The 19,443-nt window shown below is 69.5% G+C and carries 13 protein-coding genes and 3 pseudogenes; 8 read left to right on the top strand and 8 right to left on the bottom strand.

All coding sequences use genetic code 11. The features are described from left to right. Positions 1–69: 69 nt before the first annotated feature. Positions 70–1,752, bottom strand: a complete 1,683-nt coding sequence (gene murJ, locus ACZ45E_RS11415) for a murein biosynthesis integral membrane protein MurJ (RefSeq protein ID WP_468219303.1) — start codon at positions 1,750–1,752, stop codon at positions 70–72. Positions 1,753–2,548: 796 nt separating this feature from the next. Between murJ and ACZ45E_RS11410 the strand changes: the two genes are divergently transcribed. The 3 genes from ACZ45E_RS11410 to ACZ45E_RS11400 all read left to right on the top strand — a co-directional run bounded on the left by ACZ45E_RS11410 (position 2,549) and on the right by ACZ45E_RS11400 (position 9,005). Further along, positions 2,549–4,933 (top strand): phosphoketolase family protein, encoded by a 2,385-nt coding sequence (locus tag ACZ45E_RS11410; RefSeq protein ID WP_468219301.1) that lies wholly within the window; start codon positions 2,549–2,551, stop codon positions 4,931–4,933. 163 nt (positions 4,934–5,096) lie between these two features. Then, a complete protein-coding gene (locus ACZ45E_RS11405) occupies positions 5,097–7,739 on the top strand; it encodes a cation-translocating P-type ATPase (protein WP_468219298.1) in 2,643 nt (880 codons plus the stop codon). A 339-nt stretch (positions 7,740–8,078) separates the two neighbouring features. Next, on the top strand, positions 8,079–9,005 hold the full coding sequence (locus tag ACZ45E_RS11400) for a hypothetical protein (protein ID WP_468219296.1): 927 nt from the start codon (positions 8,079–8,081) through the stop codon (positions 9,003–9,005). A gap of 135 nt (positions 9,006–9,140) precedes the next feature. On the opposite strand, the pseudogene ACZ45E_RS11395 reads toward ACZ45E_RS11400, so the two are convergent. The 3 genes and pseudogenes from ACZ45E_RS11395 to ACZ45E_RS11385 form a co-directional block, all read right to left on the bottom strand. Continuing rightward, positions 9,141–9,239 (bottom strand): annotated as a pseudogene (locus tag ACZ45E_RS11395) (IS481 family transposase); the annotation flags it as partial. A gap of 3 nt (positions 9,240–9,242) precedes the next feature. Continuing rightward, positions 9,243–10,025: a MerR family transcriptional regulator gene (locus ACZ45E_RS11390; protein WP_468219294.1), complete on the bottom strand. Its 783-nt coding sequence runs from the start codon at positions 10,023–10,025 to the stop codon at positions 9,243–9,245. 4 nt (positions 10,026–10,029) lie between these two features. Further along, the gene (locus ACZ45E_RS11385) at positions 10,030–10,995 is read right to left on the bottom strand and encodes an alpha/beta fold hydrolase (protein ID WP_468219292.1); all 966 of its coding nucleotides are present in this window, start codon (positions 10,993–10,995) and stop codon (positions 10,030–10,032) included. 214 nt (positions 10,996–11,209) lie between these two features. Here ACZ45E_RS11385 and ACZ45E_RS11380 point away from each other — a divergent pair, with 214 nt between their 5' ends. Beyond that, positions 11,210–11,404, top strand: coding sequence for a DUF6461 domain-containing protein (locus ACZ45E_RS11380; RefSeq protein ID WP_468220037.1), 195 nt, complete (start codon positions 11,210–11,212; stop codon positions 11,402–11,404). A gap of 41 nt (positions 11,405–11,445) precedes the next feature. On the opposite strand, the gene ACZ45E_RS11375 is transcribed toward ACZ45E_RS11380, so the two are convergent. After that, the gene (locus ACZ45E_RS11375) at positions 11,446–12,066 is read right to left on the bottom strand and encodes a hypothetical protein (protein WP_468219290.1); all 621 of its coding nucleotides are present in this window, start codon (positions 12,064–12,066) and stop codon (positions 11,446–11,448) included. A 475-nt stretch (positions 12,067–12,541) separates the two neighbouring features. Here ACZ45E_RS11375 and ACZ45E_RS11370 point away from each other — a divergent pair, with 475 nt between their 5' ends. Further along, positions 12,542–13,387, top strand: coding sequence for a hypothetical protein (locus tag ACZ45E_RS11370; protein WP_468219288.1), 846 nt, complete (start codon positions 12,542–12,544; stop codon positions 13,385–13,387). Here the strand turns inward: ACZ45E_RS11370 and ACZ45E_RS11365 are convergent. Further along, positions 13,383–13,577, bottom strand: a pseudogene (locus ACZ45E_RS11365) (ISAzo13-like element transposase-related protein); the annotation flags it as partial. The gene ACZ45E_RS11370 and the pseudogene ACZ45E_RS11365 sit on opposite strands and share 5 nt — an antisense overlap. Here ACZ45E_RS11365 and ACZ45E_RS11360 point away from each other — a divergent pair. Next, a pseudogene (locus ACZ45E_RS11360) lies at positions 13,574–13,674 on the top strand (SsgA family sporulation/cell division regulator); the annotation flags it as partial. The pseudogenes ACZ45E_RS11365 and ACZ45E_RS11360 overlap by 4 nt on opposite strands. Positions 13,675–13,804: 130 nt before the next feature. On the opposite strand, the gene ACZ45E_RS11355 reads toward ACZ45E_RS11360, so the two are convergent. Both ACZ45E_RS11355 and ACZ45E_RS11350 read right to left on the bottom strand, forming a co-directional pair. Beyond that, on the bottom strand, positions 13,805–15,370 hold the full coding sequence (locus tag ACZ45E_RS11355; RefSeq protein WP_468219286.1) for an alpha-L-arabinofuranosidase B: 1,566 nt from the start codon (positions 15,368–15,370) through the stop codon (positions 13,805–13,807). A 479-nt stretch (positions 15,371–15,849) separates the two neighbouring features. Then, a complete protein-coding gene (locus ACZ45E_RS11350; protein WP_468219284.1) occupies positions 15,850–16,353 on the bottom strand; it encodes a DUF6882 domain-containing protein in 504 nt (167 codons plus the stop codon). A 1,014-nt stretch (positions 16,354–17,367) separates the two neighbouring features. Between ACZ45E_RS11350 and ACZ45E_RS11345 the strand changes: the two genes are divergently transcribed. Further along, complete coding sequence (locus ACZ45E_RS11345) at positions 17,368–18,699, top strand: sensor histidine kinase (RefSeq protein WP_468219282.1); 1,332 nt, start codon at positions 17,368–17,370, stop codon at positions 18,697–18,699. Beyond that, on the top strand, positions 18,696–19,388 hold the full coding sequence (locus tag ACZ45E_RS11340; protein WP_468219279.1) for a response regulator transcription factor: 693 nt from the start codon (positions 18,696–18,698) through the stop codon (positions 19,386–19,388). The genes ACZ45E_RS11345 and ACZ45E_RS11340 overlap by 4 nt, the downstream gene beginning before the upstream one ends. Positions 19,389–19,443: the final 55 nt, after the last annotated feature.

Here is a 19,443-nt window from a genome sequence, read left to right as displayed (position 1 = left end):
GGCGCGGCGCGGACCGGCCCCACTTCGCGGCGGACTCTTCCGAGTCCTGGGGTCGTCTGCCGCCCGGGCTCACCGCATGCCGGGCAGGCGGCGCAGCTCGCTGACCTTCATCAGCCGGGTGAGAAGGAGATAGCCCGCGACGGTTGCGAGCGCGCCGGCAATCAGCGCGATGGCTGTGGGCCAGGTTCCGCTTCCCAGGCCCGCACAGGCACGCGCCGCAGCCCAGCCCAGCCCTGCGGCCGGGGCTGCGGCGCAGAACAGTTTCACGTAGGTGCGGCGCAGGCCGCCGTCGTCGATACGCCCCCCGAGCCGCTTACGCAGCAACTGCGCGGTGAGGGCGAGACCGGCCGCATAGGAGAGGGTGTAGGCCCCGGCCATACCGACGACCGCCCAGTGGGCAGGCAGCAACACATGGCAGGCGGTGGCCAGGGCGATGTTCACACCGCCGATCCAGGCCGCCATGAAGAACGGGGTGCGGGTGTCCTCGAACGCGTAGAAGCCGCGCAACAGCAGATACTGGGCGGAGAACGGGATGAGCCCGGGCCCGAACGCCTGCAGCATGTACCCCAGCGGTCGGACCGAGGCGGCATCCGCCGTTCCGTGGGCGAACAGCAGTGACGCGATCTGTGGCCCCAGGGCGAGGAAGAGGAACGCGGCGGGCACGATGATCACGCCGCTGATCCGCAGCACCCGGGACAGATCCGCGCGCAGATCAGGGATACGCCCCTCGGCGACGGCCCGGCTCATACGCGGCAGCAACGCCGTCACCAGGGACACCGTCACGATCGACTGCGGCAGTATCCAGATCGTCTGTGCGTAGGTGTAGGCCGAGTAGCCCGCGCCGGCTTTCGGCAGCTCCTGGTCGGTGGCATTGGCGTAGTTCGTCACCACCGTCAGCGCGACCTGATTGGCCAGGACGAACAGCAGTGTCCATTTCGCCGCGTGGACGCTCCTGCCCAACCCGGTGCCCCGCCAGTCGAACCGCGGCCGGAAACGGAAGCCGGCCGCCCGCGCGAACGGGATCAGCGCCAGGGCCTGCACGGCGATGCCCGCCGTCGTCCCCATCCCCAGCAACCACACCTGCTCGGAGCTGATGTCCTCCACCCGGTCGGGCACCGCCATCAGCCCCAGGTAGGCGGCGAACATGGCAACCAGCACCACATTGTTCAGCACCGGCGTCCACATCATCGCGCCGAACTTCTCCCGCGCGTTCAGCACCTGCCCGTAGACGCTGAACAGGCCGTAGAAGAAGATCTGCGGCAACAGGAACCGCGCGAACGTCACCGTCAGCTCGAACGCCTCATGACTGCCCGGGGTGTCCCGCATGTACAGGCCCACGATCTGCGGCGCCGCCCACACCGCCAACGCCGTCCCCACACCCAGCACACACACCACGAGCGTGACCAGACGCTGCTCATAAGCACGCCCGCCATCAGCCTGCGTCGCCCTGGCCCGCACCAGCTGCGGCACGAGCACAGAGTTGAGCGCGCCGCCGATCAACAGCGTGTACAGGCTCGTCGGCACGGTGTTCGCCGTGTTGTACGTACTGGCCAGCAAACCCGTGCCCAGCGCCGCGGCCTGCAACACCTGACGGATCAGCCCCGTCGCCCGCGACACCACCGTGCCCACCGCCATCAGCAAAGACGAACGAGCCAGTCCACCCTTGTCCTTCGTCCGCCGGGCGGCATGCCGCCCCCTCATCCGCTGCTCCTGCGGCATGGTCTGCGCCGCGGAGTTCGCCCCCTCCACCATGGCGTCAACCTATGCCCAAAGGTTCCTCGGCCCCCAATTCTGCTGTCCTGCCGCACAGTTCACGGCCGTGAGCGTGGCCGCAGGAAAGTGCAGTGAGTGCTCTGCGCCGGGAGAATGGTGGCGAAGTGACGTGAGCGCCCCTCCTGCCGAGCGTGACGCTGTTCAAGACCGCGGTTCTCGCGAGGGAGTACGTTGATGGGTGAAGCCCCGGCCCCCGGCAGCGTTGCCCCACTCCGCTCCCAGGGGAGGTCTGCCGTGACTGTGTTTGATGTTCGTCCTTCGTGCGATCCTGTCCGGGCTCGGCTTCCTCGGCCTTCTGCGGCGGGTGGCCGCAGCCGTGCCGGCCTTCGTCATCCCGCGCCTCCGGCCGGGGCCGTGCTGGTGACGGAGGTCGTGGAAGCGCGAGCCGCCCGGCCGGAAACGTGGAACTCAGCGACAGCAACCCACCATGTGCAGCGGACGGCCACGTCGGTGAGGATGGCGCGGCGGTGCGAACCCGCAGCGACTTGGCCGCGTCGGAGCCGAGCCTCGTAGGAGCGAGCAGGCGAACCTCACGATCGACGAGGCCCGAGCCGGGACGGCAGCCCAGGAGAGACGCCGCACGCTGTCCCCGACGCCGACACGATCTCCGCCGAGCACGAGTTCAGCTTCGCCCGAGCCTCACCCGGCAGGAGCGACCTACGAGAGGCCGCCCGGCACGTGCGCGCAGTGGCGATCGTCGCCGTCGGGCGGTGTCGCACACCGGCGGGGTGAGCCGCACGATTCGGCCGACTCCGCATCAGACAAGGAGCGATACATGTCCACGCTTGTCCGGCAAGAGAACCAGTACCTGGACGACGACGCCATCGCGTCGCTGGACGCGCATTGGCGGGCCGCGAACTACCTGGCGGTCGGCCAGATCTACCTGATGTCCAACCCGCTCCTCAAGGAACCGCTGCGGCCCGAGCACATCAAGCCCCGACTGCTGGGGCACTGGGGAACCTCACCCGGCCTGAACCTGGTGCACACCCACCTCAACCGCGTGGCGCGCAAGCACAGTCAGGACATCGTCGGCATCTGGGGCCCCGGCCACGGCGGGCCTGCCGTCCTGGCGAACTCCTGGCTGGAGGGCACGTACTCCGAGACCTACCCGGACGTGACCCGGGACGAGGACGGCATGGCCCGGCTCTTCCGCCAGTTCTCCTTCCCCGGAGGCGTGCCCAGTCATGTCGCGCCGGAGACGCCGGGCTCGATCCACGAGGGAGGGGAGCTGGGGTACGCCCTCTCCCACGCCTACGGTGCGGCCCTGGACAATCCGGATCTGCTCGTCGGATGCGTGATCGGCGACGGCGAGGCCGAGACCGGCCCCCTGGCCGCCTCCTGGCACTCCAACAAGTTCCTCGACCCCGTCCACGACGGAGCCGTCCTGCCGATCCTGCACCTCAACGGCTACAAGATCGCCAACCCGACCGTGCTCGCCCGCCTGCCCCGGGAGGAACTCGACGCCTTCCTGCGGGGGGTGGGCCACGAGCCGCTGCACGTCGAGGGCGACGACCCGCGACGGGTGCACAGCGTCATGGCGCACGCGATGGACACCGCACTCGACCGGATCAGGACCGCACAGCGCCGGGCTCGCGAAGAGGGCGTGACCGAGCGGGTGCGCTGGCCGATGATCGTGCTCCGTACGCCCAAGGGCTGGACCGGGCCCGCCGAGGTCGACGGGGTTCCCGTCGAGGGAACGTGGCGCGCCCATCAGGTCCCCCTGAGCGCCGTCCGTGAAAACCCGGACCACCTGCGGCAGTTGGAGCGGTGGCTGCGCTCCTACCGGCCCGAGGAACTCTTCGACGAAGCCGGACGCCCGCGCGCGGCCGTGGTGGATTGCGTCCCGGACGGAACACGGCGGCTCGGCGCGAGCCCGCACGCCAACGGCGGGCTGCTCGTCCGCGACCTGCCGATCCCCCCGCTGGAGCGCTACGCCGTCGCCGTCGACAAGCCCGGCACCACCCTGCACGAGCCCACCCGTGTCCTGGGCGACCTCATCGAAGGGGTCATGGGGAACACCGCTCAGCGGCGCGACTTCCGGCTCGTGGGCCCGGACGAGACCGCATCCAACCGGCTCCAGGCCGTGTACGGAGTGACCGGCAAGGCATGGCAGGCGCAGACCCGGGACACCGACGAACACCTGGACCCGCACGGCCGGGTGATGGAGATCCTCTCCGAACACACCTGCCAGGGCTGGCTGGAGGGCTACCTTCTCACCGGCAGGCACGGCCTCTTCTCCTGCTACGAAGCGTTCGTCCACATCATCGACTCCATGGTCAACCAGCACATCAAGTGGCTGCGCACCTCCCGTCGGCTGCCCTGGCGGCGTCCCATCGCCTCCCTCAACTACCTGCTCACGTCGCACGTCTGGCGCCAGGACAGCAACGGCTTCTCCCACCAGGACCCCGGTTTCATCGACCACGTCCTCAACAAGTCCCCCGAGGTCGTACGGGTCTACCTGCCGCCGGACGCCAACACCCTGCTGGCCGTGGCGGACCACGTGCTGCGCTCCCGTGACTACGTCAACGTCGTCGTGGCCGGCAAGCAGCCGTGCTTCGACTGGCTGACGCTCGAGGACGCCCGGGGCCACTGCGCCCGCGGCGTGGGGATCTGGGACTGGGCCGGCAGCGAGAACCCCCAGCGGGAACCCGACGCCGTCCTCGCATGCGCCGGGGACGTTCCCACCCTGGAGGTCATGGCCGCCGCCCAGCTCCTGCGGCACCACCTGCCCGAGCTCGCCGTCCGGGTCGTCAACGTGGTCGACCTGGCACGTCTGCTGCCGGGGGAGGAGCACCCGCACGGGATGTCGTGCGCGGACTACGACGCCCTGTTCACCCCGGACAAGCCCGTCGTCTTCGCCTACCACGGCTACCCGTGGCTGATCCACCGCCTCACCTACCGGCGCACCGGGCACGCGAACCTGCACGTGCGCGGATACAAGGAGGAGGGCACCACGACCACACCCTTCGACATGGTGGTGCGCAACGACCTCGACCGTTACCGGCTGGTCATGGACGTCATCGACCGTGTCCCCGGCCTGGCCGTCCGCGCGGCCGCAGTGCGCCAGAAGATGGCGGATGTACGGCTGCGCCACCATGCCTGGATCCGCGCACACGGCACCGATCTCCCTGAGGTCAGTGACTGGACCTGGGCCGACTGACTCTCGGAGACGGGGCGGCGTCGTGAGGGCGAGTGACCGGCCGGACGGCGGCTTCCGCGTTCCGGCCGGTCACCGGGCGCACGCCACCTCACGTCACGGAGCCCGTCACCTCCTCGTGTCACGGAACCCGTGACGCCCCAGAACCAGAGCAGCCGGAGCGCTCATGTTGCTGTCGTCCGACCCTCGCCCCGACCCGACCCGTGAGAAGGGCCTGAGCAGCGAACAGGCCGCTCACCTGCTGTCCGAGCACGGCCCCAACGCACTCGCCCCGCCACCCGCGATCTCCCTGCGGTCCCGGGTCCTCGCACAGCTTCGGGACCCCCTGATCATCGTCCTGCTCGTGGCGGTCGCGCTGACCATCGCCACCGCGGACTACGCCGACGCCGTCATCATCGGTCTGGTCGTCCTGTTCAACACCACCGTCGGGGTCGTACAGGAGGTCCGGGCCGACAACGCGGTCGCGGCCCTTTCCGCCATGACCGCGCCGACCGCGCGTGTCCTGCGGGACGGCGCGGAGCTGGAAGTCGCCTCCGCCGAAGTCGTTCCGGGCGACATCCTGATGCTCGGCGAGGGCGACATCGTGCCTGCCGACGCCTCCCTCCTCCAGGCCGCCGCACTCCTGGTCGACGAATCGACCCTGACCGGCGAATCCGTACCGGTGGACAAGGACAACCGAAGCGAGGACCCCGAATCCACGCGGCTACGGGCCGGGACCGTGGTAGTACGCGGCCGGGCCGCGGTGACTGTCACCGCGACCGGACCGCACAGCGCCCTGGGCGTCATTGCTGCCTCGCTGCACCCCAGGCAGCAACTGACGCCCCTCCAAAGGCGCCTGGCCGGACTCGGCAAGGTACTGGCCCTCGTCACCGTCGGCCTGTGTCTTCTGGTCCTGGCCCTCGGACTGCTGCGTGGCCAGTCGCTGGAACTGATGGCCGTCACTGCGATCAGCCTCGTCGTCGCCGCCGTACCGGAGTCGCTGCCGGCCGTGGTCACGCTCGGACTGGCCCTGGGCGCCCGGCGGATGGCCACCCGCAACGCCGTGGTACGCCGCCTCTCGGCCGTCGAAACCCTTGGTTCGGTCACCGTCCTTGCCACCGACAAGACCGGCACCCTCACCGAGGGCCGCATGCTTCTCGAACGCGTCTGGACCCCGCACGGCGCCGTCACCATCTCCGGGTCCGGTTACGAGCCGGTGGGGGAGATCCTGGACGCCGGTCGTCCTCTCACCCCCGCCCTCTCCGATGCGGTGCGCGAAGTCCTGGTCGCGGGGGCGTTGTGCAACGACGCTTCGCTGGTTCCGCCCGCCGGGGAGACCACATCGTGGGCCGCACTCGGCGATCCGACCGAAGCCGCTCTGCTGACCGGTGCAGGGAAAGCCGGTTGCACGCGGGAGGAACTCGTTGCAACCCGCCCCCGGGTCGGGGAGGTCCCCTTCGACAGTCTGCGCAAACGCATGACCACGCTCCACAGCGCGCCGGGAGGGGCGATCGGTGTCTACCTCAAGGGCGCACCGGAGGCGGTGCTGGAGTCCTCCGTCCTCGACGAGGAGCCCGACCTTCTGTGCAGGGCGCGCGAGGAGGCAGCCACCCTGTCCACCGAGGGCTACCGCGTGCTGGCCGTCGCATCGGGGTCCCGCACCGTTCTGCCCGACCCCGCGGCAGAAAGCGAGACCGGTCTGAAGCTGCTGGGACTCGCGGCCATCAGCGACCCGCCCAAGGAAGCGGCCGCGACGACCGTGCGCGCCTGCCGCGGCGCGGGCATCACGTCCGTCCTCATCACCGGGGACCACCCGGCAACCGCCCGCGCGATCGCGGTGCGCGTCGGCATCCTGGACGCCGCCGAAGCCGAGCAGCAGGGCCTGGTCGTCACGGGGCAGGAACTGGTGGCGGGGAAGGTCCCTGATCTCACCCGAGTCAGAGTCTTCGCCCGCACCACCCCCCGGCAGAAGCTGGACATCGTCGAAGCTTGGCAGGCACGCGGCGAGATCACCGCGATGACCGGCGACGGCGTCAACGACGGCCCCGCACTGCGACAGGCCGACATCGGCGTAGCCATGGGCCGCAAGGGCACCGAAGTCGCCCGGCAGGCCGCGGACCTGGTCCTGGCCGACGACGAACTGTCGTCCGTCGTCGCGGCCGTCGAAGAAGGCCGCCGGGTCTACGCCAACATCCGCCGCTTCCTCCTCTACGCACTGGCAGGAGGCGCGGCCGAAATCCTGATCATGCTCCTGGGACCACTGCTCGGTCTGGCACTGCCCCTGCGCGCCGGACAGATCCTCTGGATCAACCTCCTCACCCATGGCCTGACAGGGGTGGCCATGGGAGCCGAGCCGGCCTCTCCCGACGCGATGCACCACCCGCCCCGCCGACCGCAGCAGCACGTCCTCGGCGACGGCCTGTGGCAGCGTGTTCTGCGGCTGTCGGTCCTCGTCACGGCGATGTGCCTCGGCATGGGCCTATGGCTCCGGCACACCGGCGGCCCCTGGCAGACGGTGCTGTTCCTGGCCCTGCTGGTGGCTCAGCTCGGCGTCGCACTGGGGCTGCGCGAGCGGGTGTTCACACGCCGGAATCCCTCCCTCCCGGCCGCCGTGCTGACTGCGGCCGCCCTGGGAGTCGCCGCCGCGTACGTACCCTTCCTCGCCAATCTCCTGGGAACCTCGCCCCCATCCTGGCCGGATCTCACCATCGCCGCAGGAGCCGGTCTTATCGCCTTTGTCGCGGCACGCACAGAAAACCGCATGGCGAAAGGCACAGTGAAATCCCCGGTGGCTGTTACGTCCTGCTCCGGCAGTACCGTGGTCCGCTGACAAACACGCCGACACGCTGCGTGATGCCTGCAATTTTCGCCTGACCAAGGTTGGCCCGAATGTCGAAGATTTCCGGCCGAATTCTCATTTTCGATGAGTTTTCCTACTGCTAACAGAGGGCTTCCCTCTCGGGTGAATGTCGATGAATATTACACTCCCCATTTACCGCAAATATCGGAATCTGCGTGTCTCATGGATGTGAGCCGGAATGTCACCGGCTCCTCGGCGGCACGCGGCAGAAAAATTCGCAGGAAACCGAGTATTCCCTGGTCGGTTTCGTACCAGCCTGCTGCAGCGCCCCCCGCAATCCCGCTTCACTCGATCCAGAGGAACCTCGTCATGAACAGGAAACAGACCACAGCCCTCCTCGCCCTGCCCGTACTCTTCGCCGGCGCGACACTCTTCGCCGGCTCTCCGGCCGGTGCTTCCGCTCTCGCCTGTACCGCTGGTACTGCCGGGATCGCTGGTGCCAACGGCACCGCCATCCACCCCAACGGCTTCCCCGGCACCGCGGGTGGCCCCGCGACCGGAACCGGGAACTGCGCCGGCGGTGCGGGAGGTCCTGGCGGCAACGGGGTCCTCGGCGGGGTCGGTGGTACGGGCGGCAACGGTGGGGCGGGCCTCGGCGGCGGTTCCGGCGGTGCGGGCGCTATCGGCGGCAGCGCCGGACCCAACGGCGCCGCCGGCGGCAACGGGGGCACCGGTGCTACCGGCGGTCTGAACGGTGCGGGCGGCGCAGGCGGCGCCGGCGGCATGGGCGCCCACGCCGGTGCGGGCGGTATCGGTGGCTTCGGCGGCAACTCCGGCGCCGACGCCGGAGTCGGCGGCCGTGGCGGCCTCGGTGGCGCTGGAGGATCGGACGGTGGTGCGGGCGGCAACGCGGGTAACGGCGGCACCGGTCACGGTGGTGGTGGGGGCGGCAACGGCGGCGCCGGTGGCATCAACGGCGCAGGTAACGGCGGCAAGGGCGGTCAGGCCGGCAACGGTGGCAACGGCAGCTTCGGGGGCGCCTACCCGGGCGGTGCCGCGGGCATCGGCGGGGCCGGCGGCGTGAGCTTCGGAGGTATCAACAACTTCGGCGGCAAGGGCGGCACCGGGGGCAACGGCGGCGTCAAGTCGGGCGCCAGCAGCGACGGCGTCTGCGGGATCGGCGGCGCCGGCGGCAATGCCACAGGGGGCATCCTCTACCACGGCGGCACTGGCGGGAGCGGTGGCACCTTCGGCTCCGGCAGCCCCTGCGCGAGCGGCGCCAACGGAACACCGTGATCTACCCCGCCGGGCGACCCCGCACGATCCCTGCGGACATCTGATGCGGTCTCAGATTGTGACGGCCTCACCCTGACCGTCCGCGTCACCGAGCGTCCTCGCACCGACGCTCAGTGACGAGACTGCGCGTGGCGCTGCAGGGTTGTTGACGCGTCTGATGGGCGGGTGTCCGCCGAGCGCGGTGTGACATCGGCGGTGGTGGTGGTAGGTGTGGAGGAAGCCTGCAAGGGCTGCTGGTCACGGGTGCGCCAGGGGCCCCACGCGCTCAAGTGTGGTCCAGCCGGTCCAGCCTCGCTTCGTCAGCAGCTCGATCAGGTGCCGGGCCGGCGGCACGGTGTCGAACACCAGAGTGTCCATGAGCTTGGCGAAGGATGGTTCGATGCCGGTGTCCTCGACGTAGTTCTCACCCTGTTCGTCGGCCAGCTGTGTGAGGTAGGCGCCCAGCTGGTCGGCGAGTTCGATCAACAGGGGGTCGTCGTGGGTGCGATCGAGAGCCTGGCTCAGGGTCAGATAGAAGCCGACGAACCGCGGGTCGTTGATCTGCTGTCGCTTGCGTGCCATCCACTCCGGGATTCGCCCGGGCCAGAGTGCGGCCAGTGGAATCCAGCCGTCGCGTTCGACCTGGACGATCCTCTCGTCGGCCCCGAGCGCCCGAAGTTGGTCGAGGTACTCGACCACCTCCGGCGGCAGCGCCAGACGCTCCCCAAAGGCGAGGCCCGCGATCCGCTCCCGGTGCCGGTGCCGCTCCCGGATCTCAGCCCGTAACCGCTTGTCGATGTCTGTGATCGCCGCGGCGAACTCCGCCTCGTTGGCCTGTAGTAGTTCCCGTACGCGCCCCAGCGGGACACCGGCCTCGGCGAGGGTTTTGATTTTGATCAGCTCGACCACGGCAGCGGCGCCGTATCTCCGGTAGCCGGAGTGGTCCCGCTCCGGCTCCGGCAGCAGCCCCTTGGCGTGGTAGTGCCGCACCGCGCGTACCGTCACTCCCACATGGGACGCCAGCTCGCCGATGGTCAGCACCGGGTCAGTCTCCCAGAAGACGGTCCGTCGGAGCTGAGGACCGTCGGATGATCTCCGCGATCTCCGCGGGATGGGTGAAGACCGACCGGTGGTCGGCGTCGAGCCAGAAGGTCGAGATGTACGGCCGCTCGCGGACGAGCCGCTCGATACCGGCACGCCAGAGGCGGTTGTGCCGGGGTGCACGTCCTTCACCGCTGTCGCCGGCGATGGACGTCGACATGATCATGCGGATGGGGTGGTCGATTTTCCGGTACTGGTCGAGGATCGTGGATCGGATCACATCAATTTCGAGGTTCAGGTCAAGGATTTCCTGTGCGGTGAGTAACACCCGATGCGCGGTGTCCTGGGCCTGCTGAGCCTCTTGCCGTATCGCCGGGCCGTCCGCCATTGCGCGGAACTCCGCCAGGTCGATCTCGGTGATGAATGGTTCGGGCAGGGGGTTCGCCCCGTCGATGAGGACAAGTCCGGCGATGGTGTCAGGGCGTTCGGCGGTGTAGTGCACGGCCAGATCCGCGCCGAGCGAGTAGCCCACAAGCAGCGGTGCCGAGGGCAGGTCGAGTGCCGCGAGCACAGCGACGAGGTCACTCAGAAACGCGTCGAAGGAGTACTGTTCACCGGCCGAAGCCGGGCCGTGGCCCCTGAGGTCGAAGGTCACCACGTCGTGGTCGCGTCGGAGCAACTCGCTCAGTTCCTGCAGGTCGGCCTGCGTCGAGCTCAGTCCAGGACACAGGACCAGTGGCTGTCCCCGGCCGCCGCGGGATACCGGGATCGTGACGCCGTCGTGCTGCACGGTGAACTGTTCCACCGGCCCATCGCCTCGCTCGGTCCGCTCTCCGTCGCCGGTCGGCATGTCGACGAGCGTCCCCTGGTGTGGTCCCTGGTCGGCGCCGTCGACAAGTCCGTGGTCGCCGTATGTAGTGCGCAGTCCGGCGCCCTCGATTGCGTTGGTTCTCGACGTCATGCCCACCATGCTGAGAGGTTGTCCCTGCGTCAGGGTCAACCGGCTGCGGTGACATGACCTCCGTACATCCGTAGCCTCCGACCCCCGCCCCACAGCGGTCGCGGCCGACTGTCTACGAGCGCGCCGAGCACCTGTGCAATCAGGTCGCCAACCGGCACGACCGCCCCGAGTACGCCATGAAGGCGACTGTGCGTGAGATGCGGCTTCCTGCTAGGGCTACACCCTGACGCTGGTTCGCGGGCTCACTCCGCGTGAGTACCTCGAACGCATCGGCGCCCAGCGGCAGGAAGACTGCGACGGCTTCGATGACTTCATCGCCGGGGACCTTGGGGCGGCTCCGTCGGCACCTTGTGCGATGCGCCTCGGCGCGGGACGCATGCCGGCTCCGCCGCTCGAGCGGCGGAGCCGGCATGCGTAGACGTCATCGACCTTCTACCGGGTTCTCGTCCGGAGGCCCGTTCAGCAGGGGAGAGTGGAGTTGCCCGCAGCCCCGGTGGCGCCCGTGGTGCCGTCCGCACCGAACGTCGCGGCGGTGCCGTTGCCGCCGGGCTGCCCGGGACACACCGGGCTGGCAGCGCCACCGGCCCCGCCTGTGCCTCCCTTGTGCCCGCCTCCGGCCGTGGAGGCGCCACCGCTTCCGCCCTTGCCGCCGGCAACGCCGGTACCGGCGTTGCCTACACCGCCCACACCGCCTTTGCCGCCGGTGCCACCGAGAGTGGCGGCGCCGCCTGCTCCGCCACCGCCGCCGTTGCCGTTGGCGCCTCCCGCGCCTCCCGCACCGCCTGCGCCACCGGTGCTTCCGCTGCCGTTGGCGTTGCCGCCCGTACCACCGGTGCCGCCGTTGCCGTTGGCGCCCGCCGCGCCGCCGGTGCCACCGAGCCCACCGAGTCCGCCACTGGTCCCCACGCCGTTGGCACCGTTGGCGCCGGGGAGCCCAAGGGCGCCGACGGTGGTCTGGGCCCGTTCAGCGCCGGCCCGGCCCGACGCGGAGGCGAGGGCGGGGGTGGTGGTGAGGCCGACCACGGCGATGGCGGCGACTGCGACGGTCCACGGAACGGTGGTTGTGCGCGTGAAGCGCATGAGGTATGCCTTTCGATTTGTGCAGTCAAAGAAATTCTCCGACCGACAGACCGGCAACCTATGCCGTAATAGGGCAACCCTCAACCGGTAGGGACACTCGATGTGCTGGAATGGCAGGTTCGATCAAAGTTTGGCCGCAAAGACATGTATCCATTGGATACCCCGTGAAACGGAAGATCGACCCGCAGGAAGCGGCCTGCTCCGTGTCGGACATGGTCCTCCGGGGGTCGGCGCACCCGCCGCGCCGACATCGGCATGCGCGACGACGGGAGAAAATGTGGCCTTTCGGCTGGCTGGAATATCGGCTACTGCTGGTCGGATCGCGCCATATCGCAGAATTCGCGCCCATCGCCTCGATCGCCGGTTTTTCTGCAGTATCGTGCGTACCGGCTGTCAGTCGGCCGCCGGTGACCGTTCCCGCGGAAATTCCCTGCCTCGCAACGGGGTTTTCACCGGCTACTCGTAAGAGGTCCCCATGCGTAATACCCGCACCCCTTCCCTGATCTCTGCGGCAGTTTTTCTGGCCGCCGGCTCAGGCATGCTCCTGCCCACCGGCGCGCAGGCGAGTGCCGATGCGGTGGCCTGCACCGAAAGTGCACTCGTCACCGCGGTCACCACCACCGACAACGCCGGCGGCGGTGTCATCACCCTGGCCGGGGGCTGCACCTACACCCTGACCTCGGCGCACGCGAGTGACCTCGCCAACGGTGCCGACGGCCTGCCGCACATCACCACCGCGATCACCTTCGAGGGCAACAACAACGTCATCACCCGTTCGGGAACCGCTGCCTTCCGCATCCTCCGGGTCTCAGCCACCGGCAGCGCCACCCTCAAGGGCGTGACCGTGAACAATGGCTCCGCCCAGGGGCTCCTGGGCCTGCTTCCCGCCAACGGAGGCGGCATCCTCAACTTCGGCGCCGTGACGCTCACCAACAGCGCCGTGACGAACAGCAAGGCCACCGGCACCGGCGGCGGCGTCCACAACAGTGGCAGTGGTGCGGCGGCGACCTTCACGGGCAGCACCTTGTCCGGCAACACCGCGGTCGGCAACGGCGGCGCCCTGTACAACGCCGCCACCGCCACACTCACCAGCAGTTTCGTCAACGGCGGCAACAAGGCCGGCCGCGGTGGGGGCATCGCCTCGGTCAACGGCATCCTCTCCGTCACCAGCACCCCGGTCACGGCGAACGCCGCGACCGTGAACGCGGGCGGTGTCTACCGTCAGTCCGGGACCATGACGGTCACCACCTCGCCCATCTCGGCCAATACGCCCAACAACTGCACTACCAGCGTCCCCGCCGTACCCGGGTGCGTCGGCTGATCGGCAATCCCGTTTCGGCTGCGAGCCGGGCCAGTTCGAGCTTCCGGGCCCGGGTGCGGTAGCCGTTCGAACCGCCCGCGTCGGCGGTGATGAGCAGTCGCCTCGCCTGCGGGTAGGCGACCCGACCCGGGCCGCACCACCAGCGGCGGATCGATTCCGCCGCGAATGCGGCGGTGTCGTGACCGGTGCCGGACGTTCGCCCGCGAACTGCTGGCCGCCGGGAGACGGAGGCCGTCGGCCTCGGTGACGTACGCGTGCGCCCCTACGGCTACGACCGCACGGTCCTTCTGGGCGCGACAGAGCTGGTGCGGCGGGCCCGGGTCTTCTGTCCCCGGGCCCGTCCTGTCTATGCTGCCGACGTCCCGGCCGTCCAGGGGTCCCGGCGGTGCGGGAGACCCAGCTCGGTGCCGGTCGGCGTCAGGCCCACGGTGAGGTGACGACCCAGCTCGTGTCGTCGGCCCAGGCGGTGGCGGCGTCCCAGGCGTGGGAGCCGCCGTGACTCGCAGCGTAGACCCCGTAGTCGTAGTGGCGTACGAAGTCGCCGGGGTAGTTGGCCGACCGGAGCGAGACGCCCTGGCCGTTGTGGCCCGTCTGGGGGCAGAACGTGGCGTCCAGCCTGGAGAGCGTGCCGGAATCGATGCTGTCCACCCGCAGGCGGAAGTCATAGTGGCGCAGGTACTGCCCCGGCTTGTCGGCGGATTCGAAGGAGACGCAGGAGGCGTCCCCGAGGCCGGCGCGCACGGTCCAGGTGGCGGCTGCCTTGTCGGTGGATGTGCTGGACGAGGAGATCGCGGCGAGGGCGGCGTTGTTGTCGGCGCTGTTGTGGCGCAGGTAGGTGTTGGTGCAGCAGGCAGTGGTGGCCCGCAGCGAGACCCGGGAGCCCACGGCCGGGGTACCCGGCACGGTGTACGTGGCGTAACCGGCGGCGTTGATGTTGGCCTGTACGGCGTTCTCGGTCGCGTTCGACGGGTAGCCCGAGGTCATGACGCCTTCATAGAAGGTGCCGGCGGAGCTGTTGCTGTTGTCGCCGCCGATGCCGAGGATGATGGCCCCTTCCTTCTTCATCGGGTGATAACCGGAGGCGTTGGGGCGCGGCCCGTCGTAGTGCGTGGCCAGGCCCCCGGACTGGGCGTTGCCGGCCCGGATCGCCCAGTGGTTCGATTCGCCCTTGACGATGGCGGTGAGGAACCTGTGGCTGATGCTGGGGCTGTTGGCGTTGTAGCCGCGGTTGACTCCGGAGAACAGGCCGTTCTCGAGGTCGGCCATGACCCACGGGCCGTTGCCGGTGCCGTAGCCCCATGCCTTGCTGTCGCCGAAGTAGATGGTCTCCATGGTGCCGTTGCCGTTGTCGAGGCTGTTGGTCTCGGCGTTGCCGTAGTCGAAGCAGCAGCCGCCGTTGCGGTGGGAACCGTCGAGGATCGCGTACATGCCTTCCGGTTGGTCCCCGGTGGCGATGCCGTTCGTACGGTTGTTGCGGTAGCCGGTGCCGGGGGCGATGAAGACGCCGTACGCCTTGTGGCCGCCCATGGTGACCGGTGCGGCCGACGCCTCGGCGAGGTTGTCGTAACCGCCCGCGGCGGGTCCCTGGAACCCTCCGGGCGGCGCCTGGGTCAGATGGTTGCCGCGGCCGGACTGGTCGTAGAGAACGGTGATCAGACAGCTCGTCCCGGCGCAGAAGGAGTCCTGCGCGGCGGCGTCGGCATAACCTCCCGCACCCAGCACGCCGACGTCCCGGGTGGCGCCGTCCGAGGCCCGTTTCACCTGGTACAGGCGGCTGTTGTACGCGGAGTACAGGGCGCGGGTCGAGCTGTGGGCGGCCACGCAGGGCGTGCCACCGGCGGCGTAGAGGTCACAGGGCAGCGAGCCCGCGGCGGCGGCGCCGGTGGAGGTCTGGACGCCGAGCATGGCTGCGGCCATGGCCAGCACGAGGGTGAGCAGAGCGAGTGGCCTGGTCCGTCTCGTACGGGCCGATGTCACCGTCATGGAGTGTCTCCCGGGGGATGAGTGGAGCCGGCGGCGTCCCACCGCCGGGGTCCGTACGCGTCTCCGAGGTCATGGACATGCCAATCTCGGAGCCGGGTAGGCGCTCGTGGGCGAGCCGGAACCCGGTGTGCGTGCGTACGGGACTGTCGGGTGCCCGTTCTTGCTACGTCGTTCGAAATATCGAACTTTGGTCGAATTGGCGGACAGTTCCGATGATAGGAAGCAGCCGGGGGGTGTCAACACATCCGGCACGTCCGATACTTCGACCACATGGGGCTGCGCCGACGGCGGGGGAACCGTCAATCGGTTGACAGCCCCGGTCACGGATTTTTACCGCGTACAACGTACGTGTTGTGCGGGATCCTGTTCGTCTTCTACACCGGCGGGTTGTTCTTGAATGGTGTCGAGGTGCATGGACGGAGGCGGGGTGTGATCGTTACCCGGCTCGGGGGTGATCGTTGCCGGGTTCTGGTTCGTTGTCAGCTGATGTCGATCGCGAAGGTTGACGTCGCACCGTTGCTGTTGATCAGCGTGACCGGTCCGAAGGTGACGATCGGGATGGATTGGCCGCTGGAGGGCTTGTAGTACCCCGTGGCTTGTGTGATGCGAACGGCAAGCGCGACGAGAGTGGATGCTGCTTCCGGGTCGACTCCATCGAGCCGGGATCGCGAAAGACCGGCGTGTCCGTGTTCTTGGGCCCAGTCCCGTACGCGTGCGGAGTCTTCGCTCATTGCGGGCAGGATGCTGGTGTTTCCCCAGGCCCAGAGCCAGGAGGTGGTGGTCGGGTTGTAACTGCCGAGGATCTGCGCCGGGGCGGTGGCTGTCTTGTCCGGGAAGGTCCAGGTGATCAGCCCGGTCTGCTGGTCGAGGTCCCATCGGTCGGCACTGCCGAGGCCCCAGGACGTATGGGCTTGGGCGAGTTTTTCGATCATGTCCTGGCCCTGCAGGAGCAGGGTGCTCAGCTCCGGGTCGTCGGTCGGCACGGCTGGATCGGTGGTGCGGCGACCTCGGCGAAATATTCCCATGCCGCGCAGTGTCGCATCGGTGCACCTCCAGCTGGTGGACGGGGCGTTCGATCATCCGCCGGTACTCTGCTCGGCCCCCAACAGGCGCGGATCCTTTGAAGTGGTGGCCGAGGGGGCTGGCGGACATCGGCCGGACCGTGCCGGTGGACCCCTCCCTCTGCCGGACTCGCGAGCACGCTGCCGGGCGCCAGGAGACAGGGGCTCCAGGCCGGGCCGAACCAGGTGACCACACGCTCGGACGCTCCCGCGGTGGCGGCCTGAGCATGGAGATCCACCTCGCCGGCAACAGCCGTGCGCCACCTCTTGTTCTCCGCGTCACCGCAGGCCAGGCGGGGGAGTCAGTGAAGCCGGGTGCCGCCATGTGGCCCGTCACCCGTTGATTCGGTGGCTGCACCAAGGGCCTGCATCATGCGGAGGGCTCGGCTGTGGACGGACTTGGTCAGCTCCCTATGGTGCTCACGTGGGGGCGCGGCGGGTGATCAGTTCGAGGAGGCGGTGGACGGCCGGGTCTGCTTCCGGGCGGTGCACGGCGACCACTGTCGTCTCCAGAAGGTTGAACTCGTCTCGCAGTGCCACGAAGGTGACTCCGGCAATGCGGAAGTCCCGCGGGCGCTCTGGCAACAGGCTGACGCACAGCCCTGAGGCGAGGTAGCTGAACAGGCCGGTGAGTTCGTTGGGCCGGCCTGTTCCTCGCCCGCGGCATCGACGTCGTCGTCAACGACCCCCGCCCCGAAATCGACAGCGAGCCCGCGCCGACTGCCCCGGTTCTGTCACAGCGGCGTCCCCAGGCAACGGCACGCCACGGTGCCGGGTCTGACGACACAGGGTGCCTCGTATCCTGAACCGTGTGCTGTCGAATGTGCATGGCGAGGGGGAGGCGCTGGACAGGTGTGTCCCGCCGTCCCGCCGTCCGCGACCGGACCCCGACATGGCGGTGCGGCGGCCTCCGGGCAGGCGGGGGCCGAGCAGACCATGACGGACACGGACGGCAGTGACCGGCGATCGCGCGGCGCGTGGTGGCGTGAGGCAGTGACCACGATGACGGCGTTCGCGCTCTGTCTGCTCGGTGGGGTGATGCAGGCCGACGACACGCTGTCGGCGCCCTCGGCCGCCGCCTACGTCATCGCCGTGGCATCGTGCGCCGTGCTGCCGACGCGGCATCGGGCGCCCCTGGCCGCCCTGGCGGCCACCACCGCGATCGGCGTGCTGGTACCGCCCTTCGGTCTTCTGCTCACCCCGCTCATCGTGGCCCCCGTCGTGATCACCGCCTACTCCTACGCGCTCGCCGCACGCACCGAACAGCACGCGGCGAGCGCGGTGTTGCCCGCCGCCCTGGTGTTGATGGCGTCCATCCCCCTGTTCGGGGACGTCTCGTGGAAGGACGCGAGCAGGATGGCGGTGGTGGGGGTGTTCCCGCTGGTGGCCGGCGTGCTGGGGCGCGCGGTGCGAAACCGGCGGGCCTACCTGGGCGCCGTGGAGGAGCGGGCCCGGCGGGCCGAGGAGAGCCGGGAGGGGGAGGCGCGCCGCAGAGTGGCCGAGGAACGGGTACGCATCGCCCGAGAGCTGCACGACCTCGTGGCGCACCAGATCACTCTCGCCAACGCGCAGGCCACGGTCGCCGCCCACTTCTTCGACGTCCGCCCGGAACAGGCCCGCAAGAGCATCGAGGAACTCGTCGGCACCACTGCCGACGCGCTCGACGAACTGCGGGCCACGGTCGGTCTGCTGCGTCAGTCCGGGGACACGGCCGCACCGGCCGAACCGGCGCCCGGCCTCTCCCGGCTCCCCACCCTGCTGGAGTCATTCCGCCGCGTCGGCCTCGAGGTATCGACGCACCAGGAGGGCGCGGCCAGGCCGCTGCCGCCGGGAGTGGACCTCACCGCCTACCGCATCGTCCAGGAGGCCCTGACCAACGTGACGAAGCACGCCGGTACCGGCAGCGCCCGGGTGGGCCTCGTCTGGAGACGCGATCACGTGACCATCACCGTCGCCGACGACGGAGAGGGAGCCCGTACGGCGTCGACCGCCGCGGCGCGACCGAGTGCGCCGACGGTGACGGAGCGGTCGCCCGGTTACGGCCTGATCGGCATGCGCGAACGCGCCACCGCTGTCGGCGGAAACCTGACCGCGGGCAGGCGCCCCGAGGGCGGCTACCTTCTCTCCGCCCAGCTGCCCGTCCCGCCCCTCGAAGACACACCACGAACGACCGACGGAACAACAACAACCATGCCTGGTAAGGCTGCTGACGGGGTGGCAGACAGTCGGCGGACGCGATGCGACGCCGAGGCGGGAGACACACCGTGACGCTCAGAGTGCTGCTCGCCGACGACCAGACCCTGTTGCGCGAAGCCTTCCGGATGCTTCTCGACAGCGCCGACGACATCACCGTGGTCGGCGAGGCCGGTGACGGCAGGGAGGCGGTCAGGCTCACCCGGGAGCTACGCCCGGACGTGGTGGTCATGGACATCCGCATGCCCGGGGTGGACGGCCTCACCGCCACGGCCGAGATCTGCGCGGACCCGGAACTGCGCGCCAGCCGCATTCTGATCCTCACCACCTACGAGACCGACGAGTACATCGCTCAGGCGCTGCGCGCGGGCGCCGGCGGTTTCATCGGCAAGGGCATCGGGGCCGAGGAACTGGCGGACGCCGTGCGCACCGTCGCCGACGGTGACACCCTGCTGTCTCCCGCCGCCACCCGTTCCTTGGTGGCTCGTTTCCTGGCCACGCCGGAGGTGGTCCCGGCGCAGCACCACGCCGAACAGCTCGCCGCGCTCACCCCGCGCGAACGCGAGATGGTGGCGGCGGTGGCGACCGGTCTGTCCAACCAGGAGATCGCGAAGCGGATGGTCCTCAGCCCCTTCACGGTCCGCGCCCACGTACAGCGCGCCATGACCAAGCTGGAGGCCCGCGACCGGGCACAGCTCGTCGTCATCGCCTACCGGACGGGCCTGGCCCAGGCGGCCCCTGGCGGCGGTGACCGTCTGCCGTAGTCCGATACGGAAGCCCTTGGCGGGGCGGTCCGCGAGGACCGTCCCGCCTTTCCCG

It is taken from the genome of Streptomyces sp. NPDC030991, from assembly GCF_055571235.1.
Note: the sequence above shows the minus strand (reverse complement) of the source record. Positions and strands in the feature narration are given on the sequence as shown.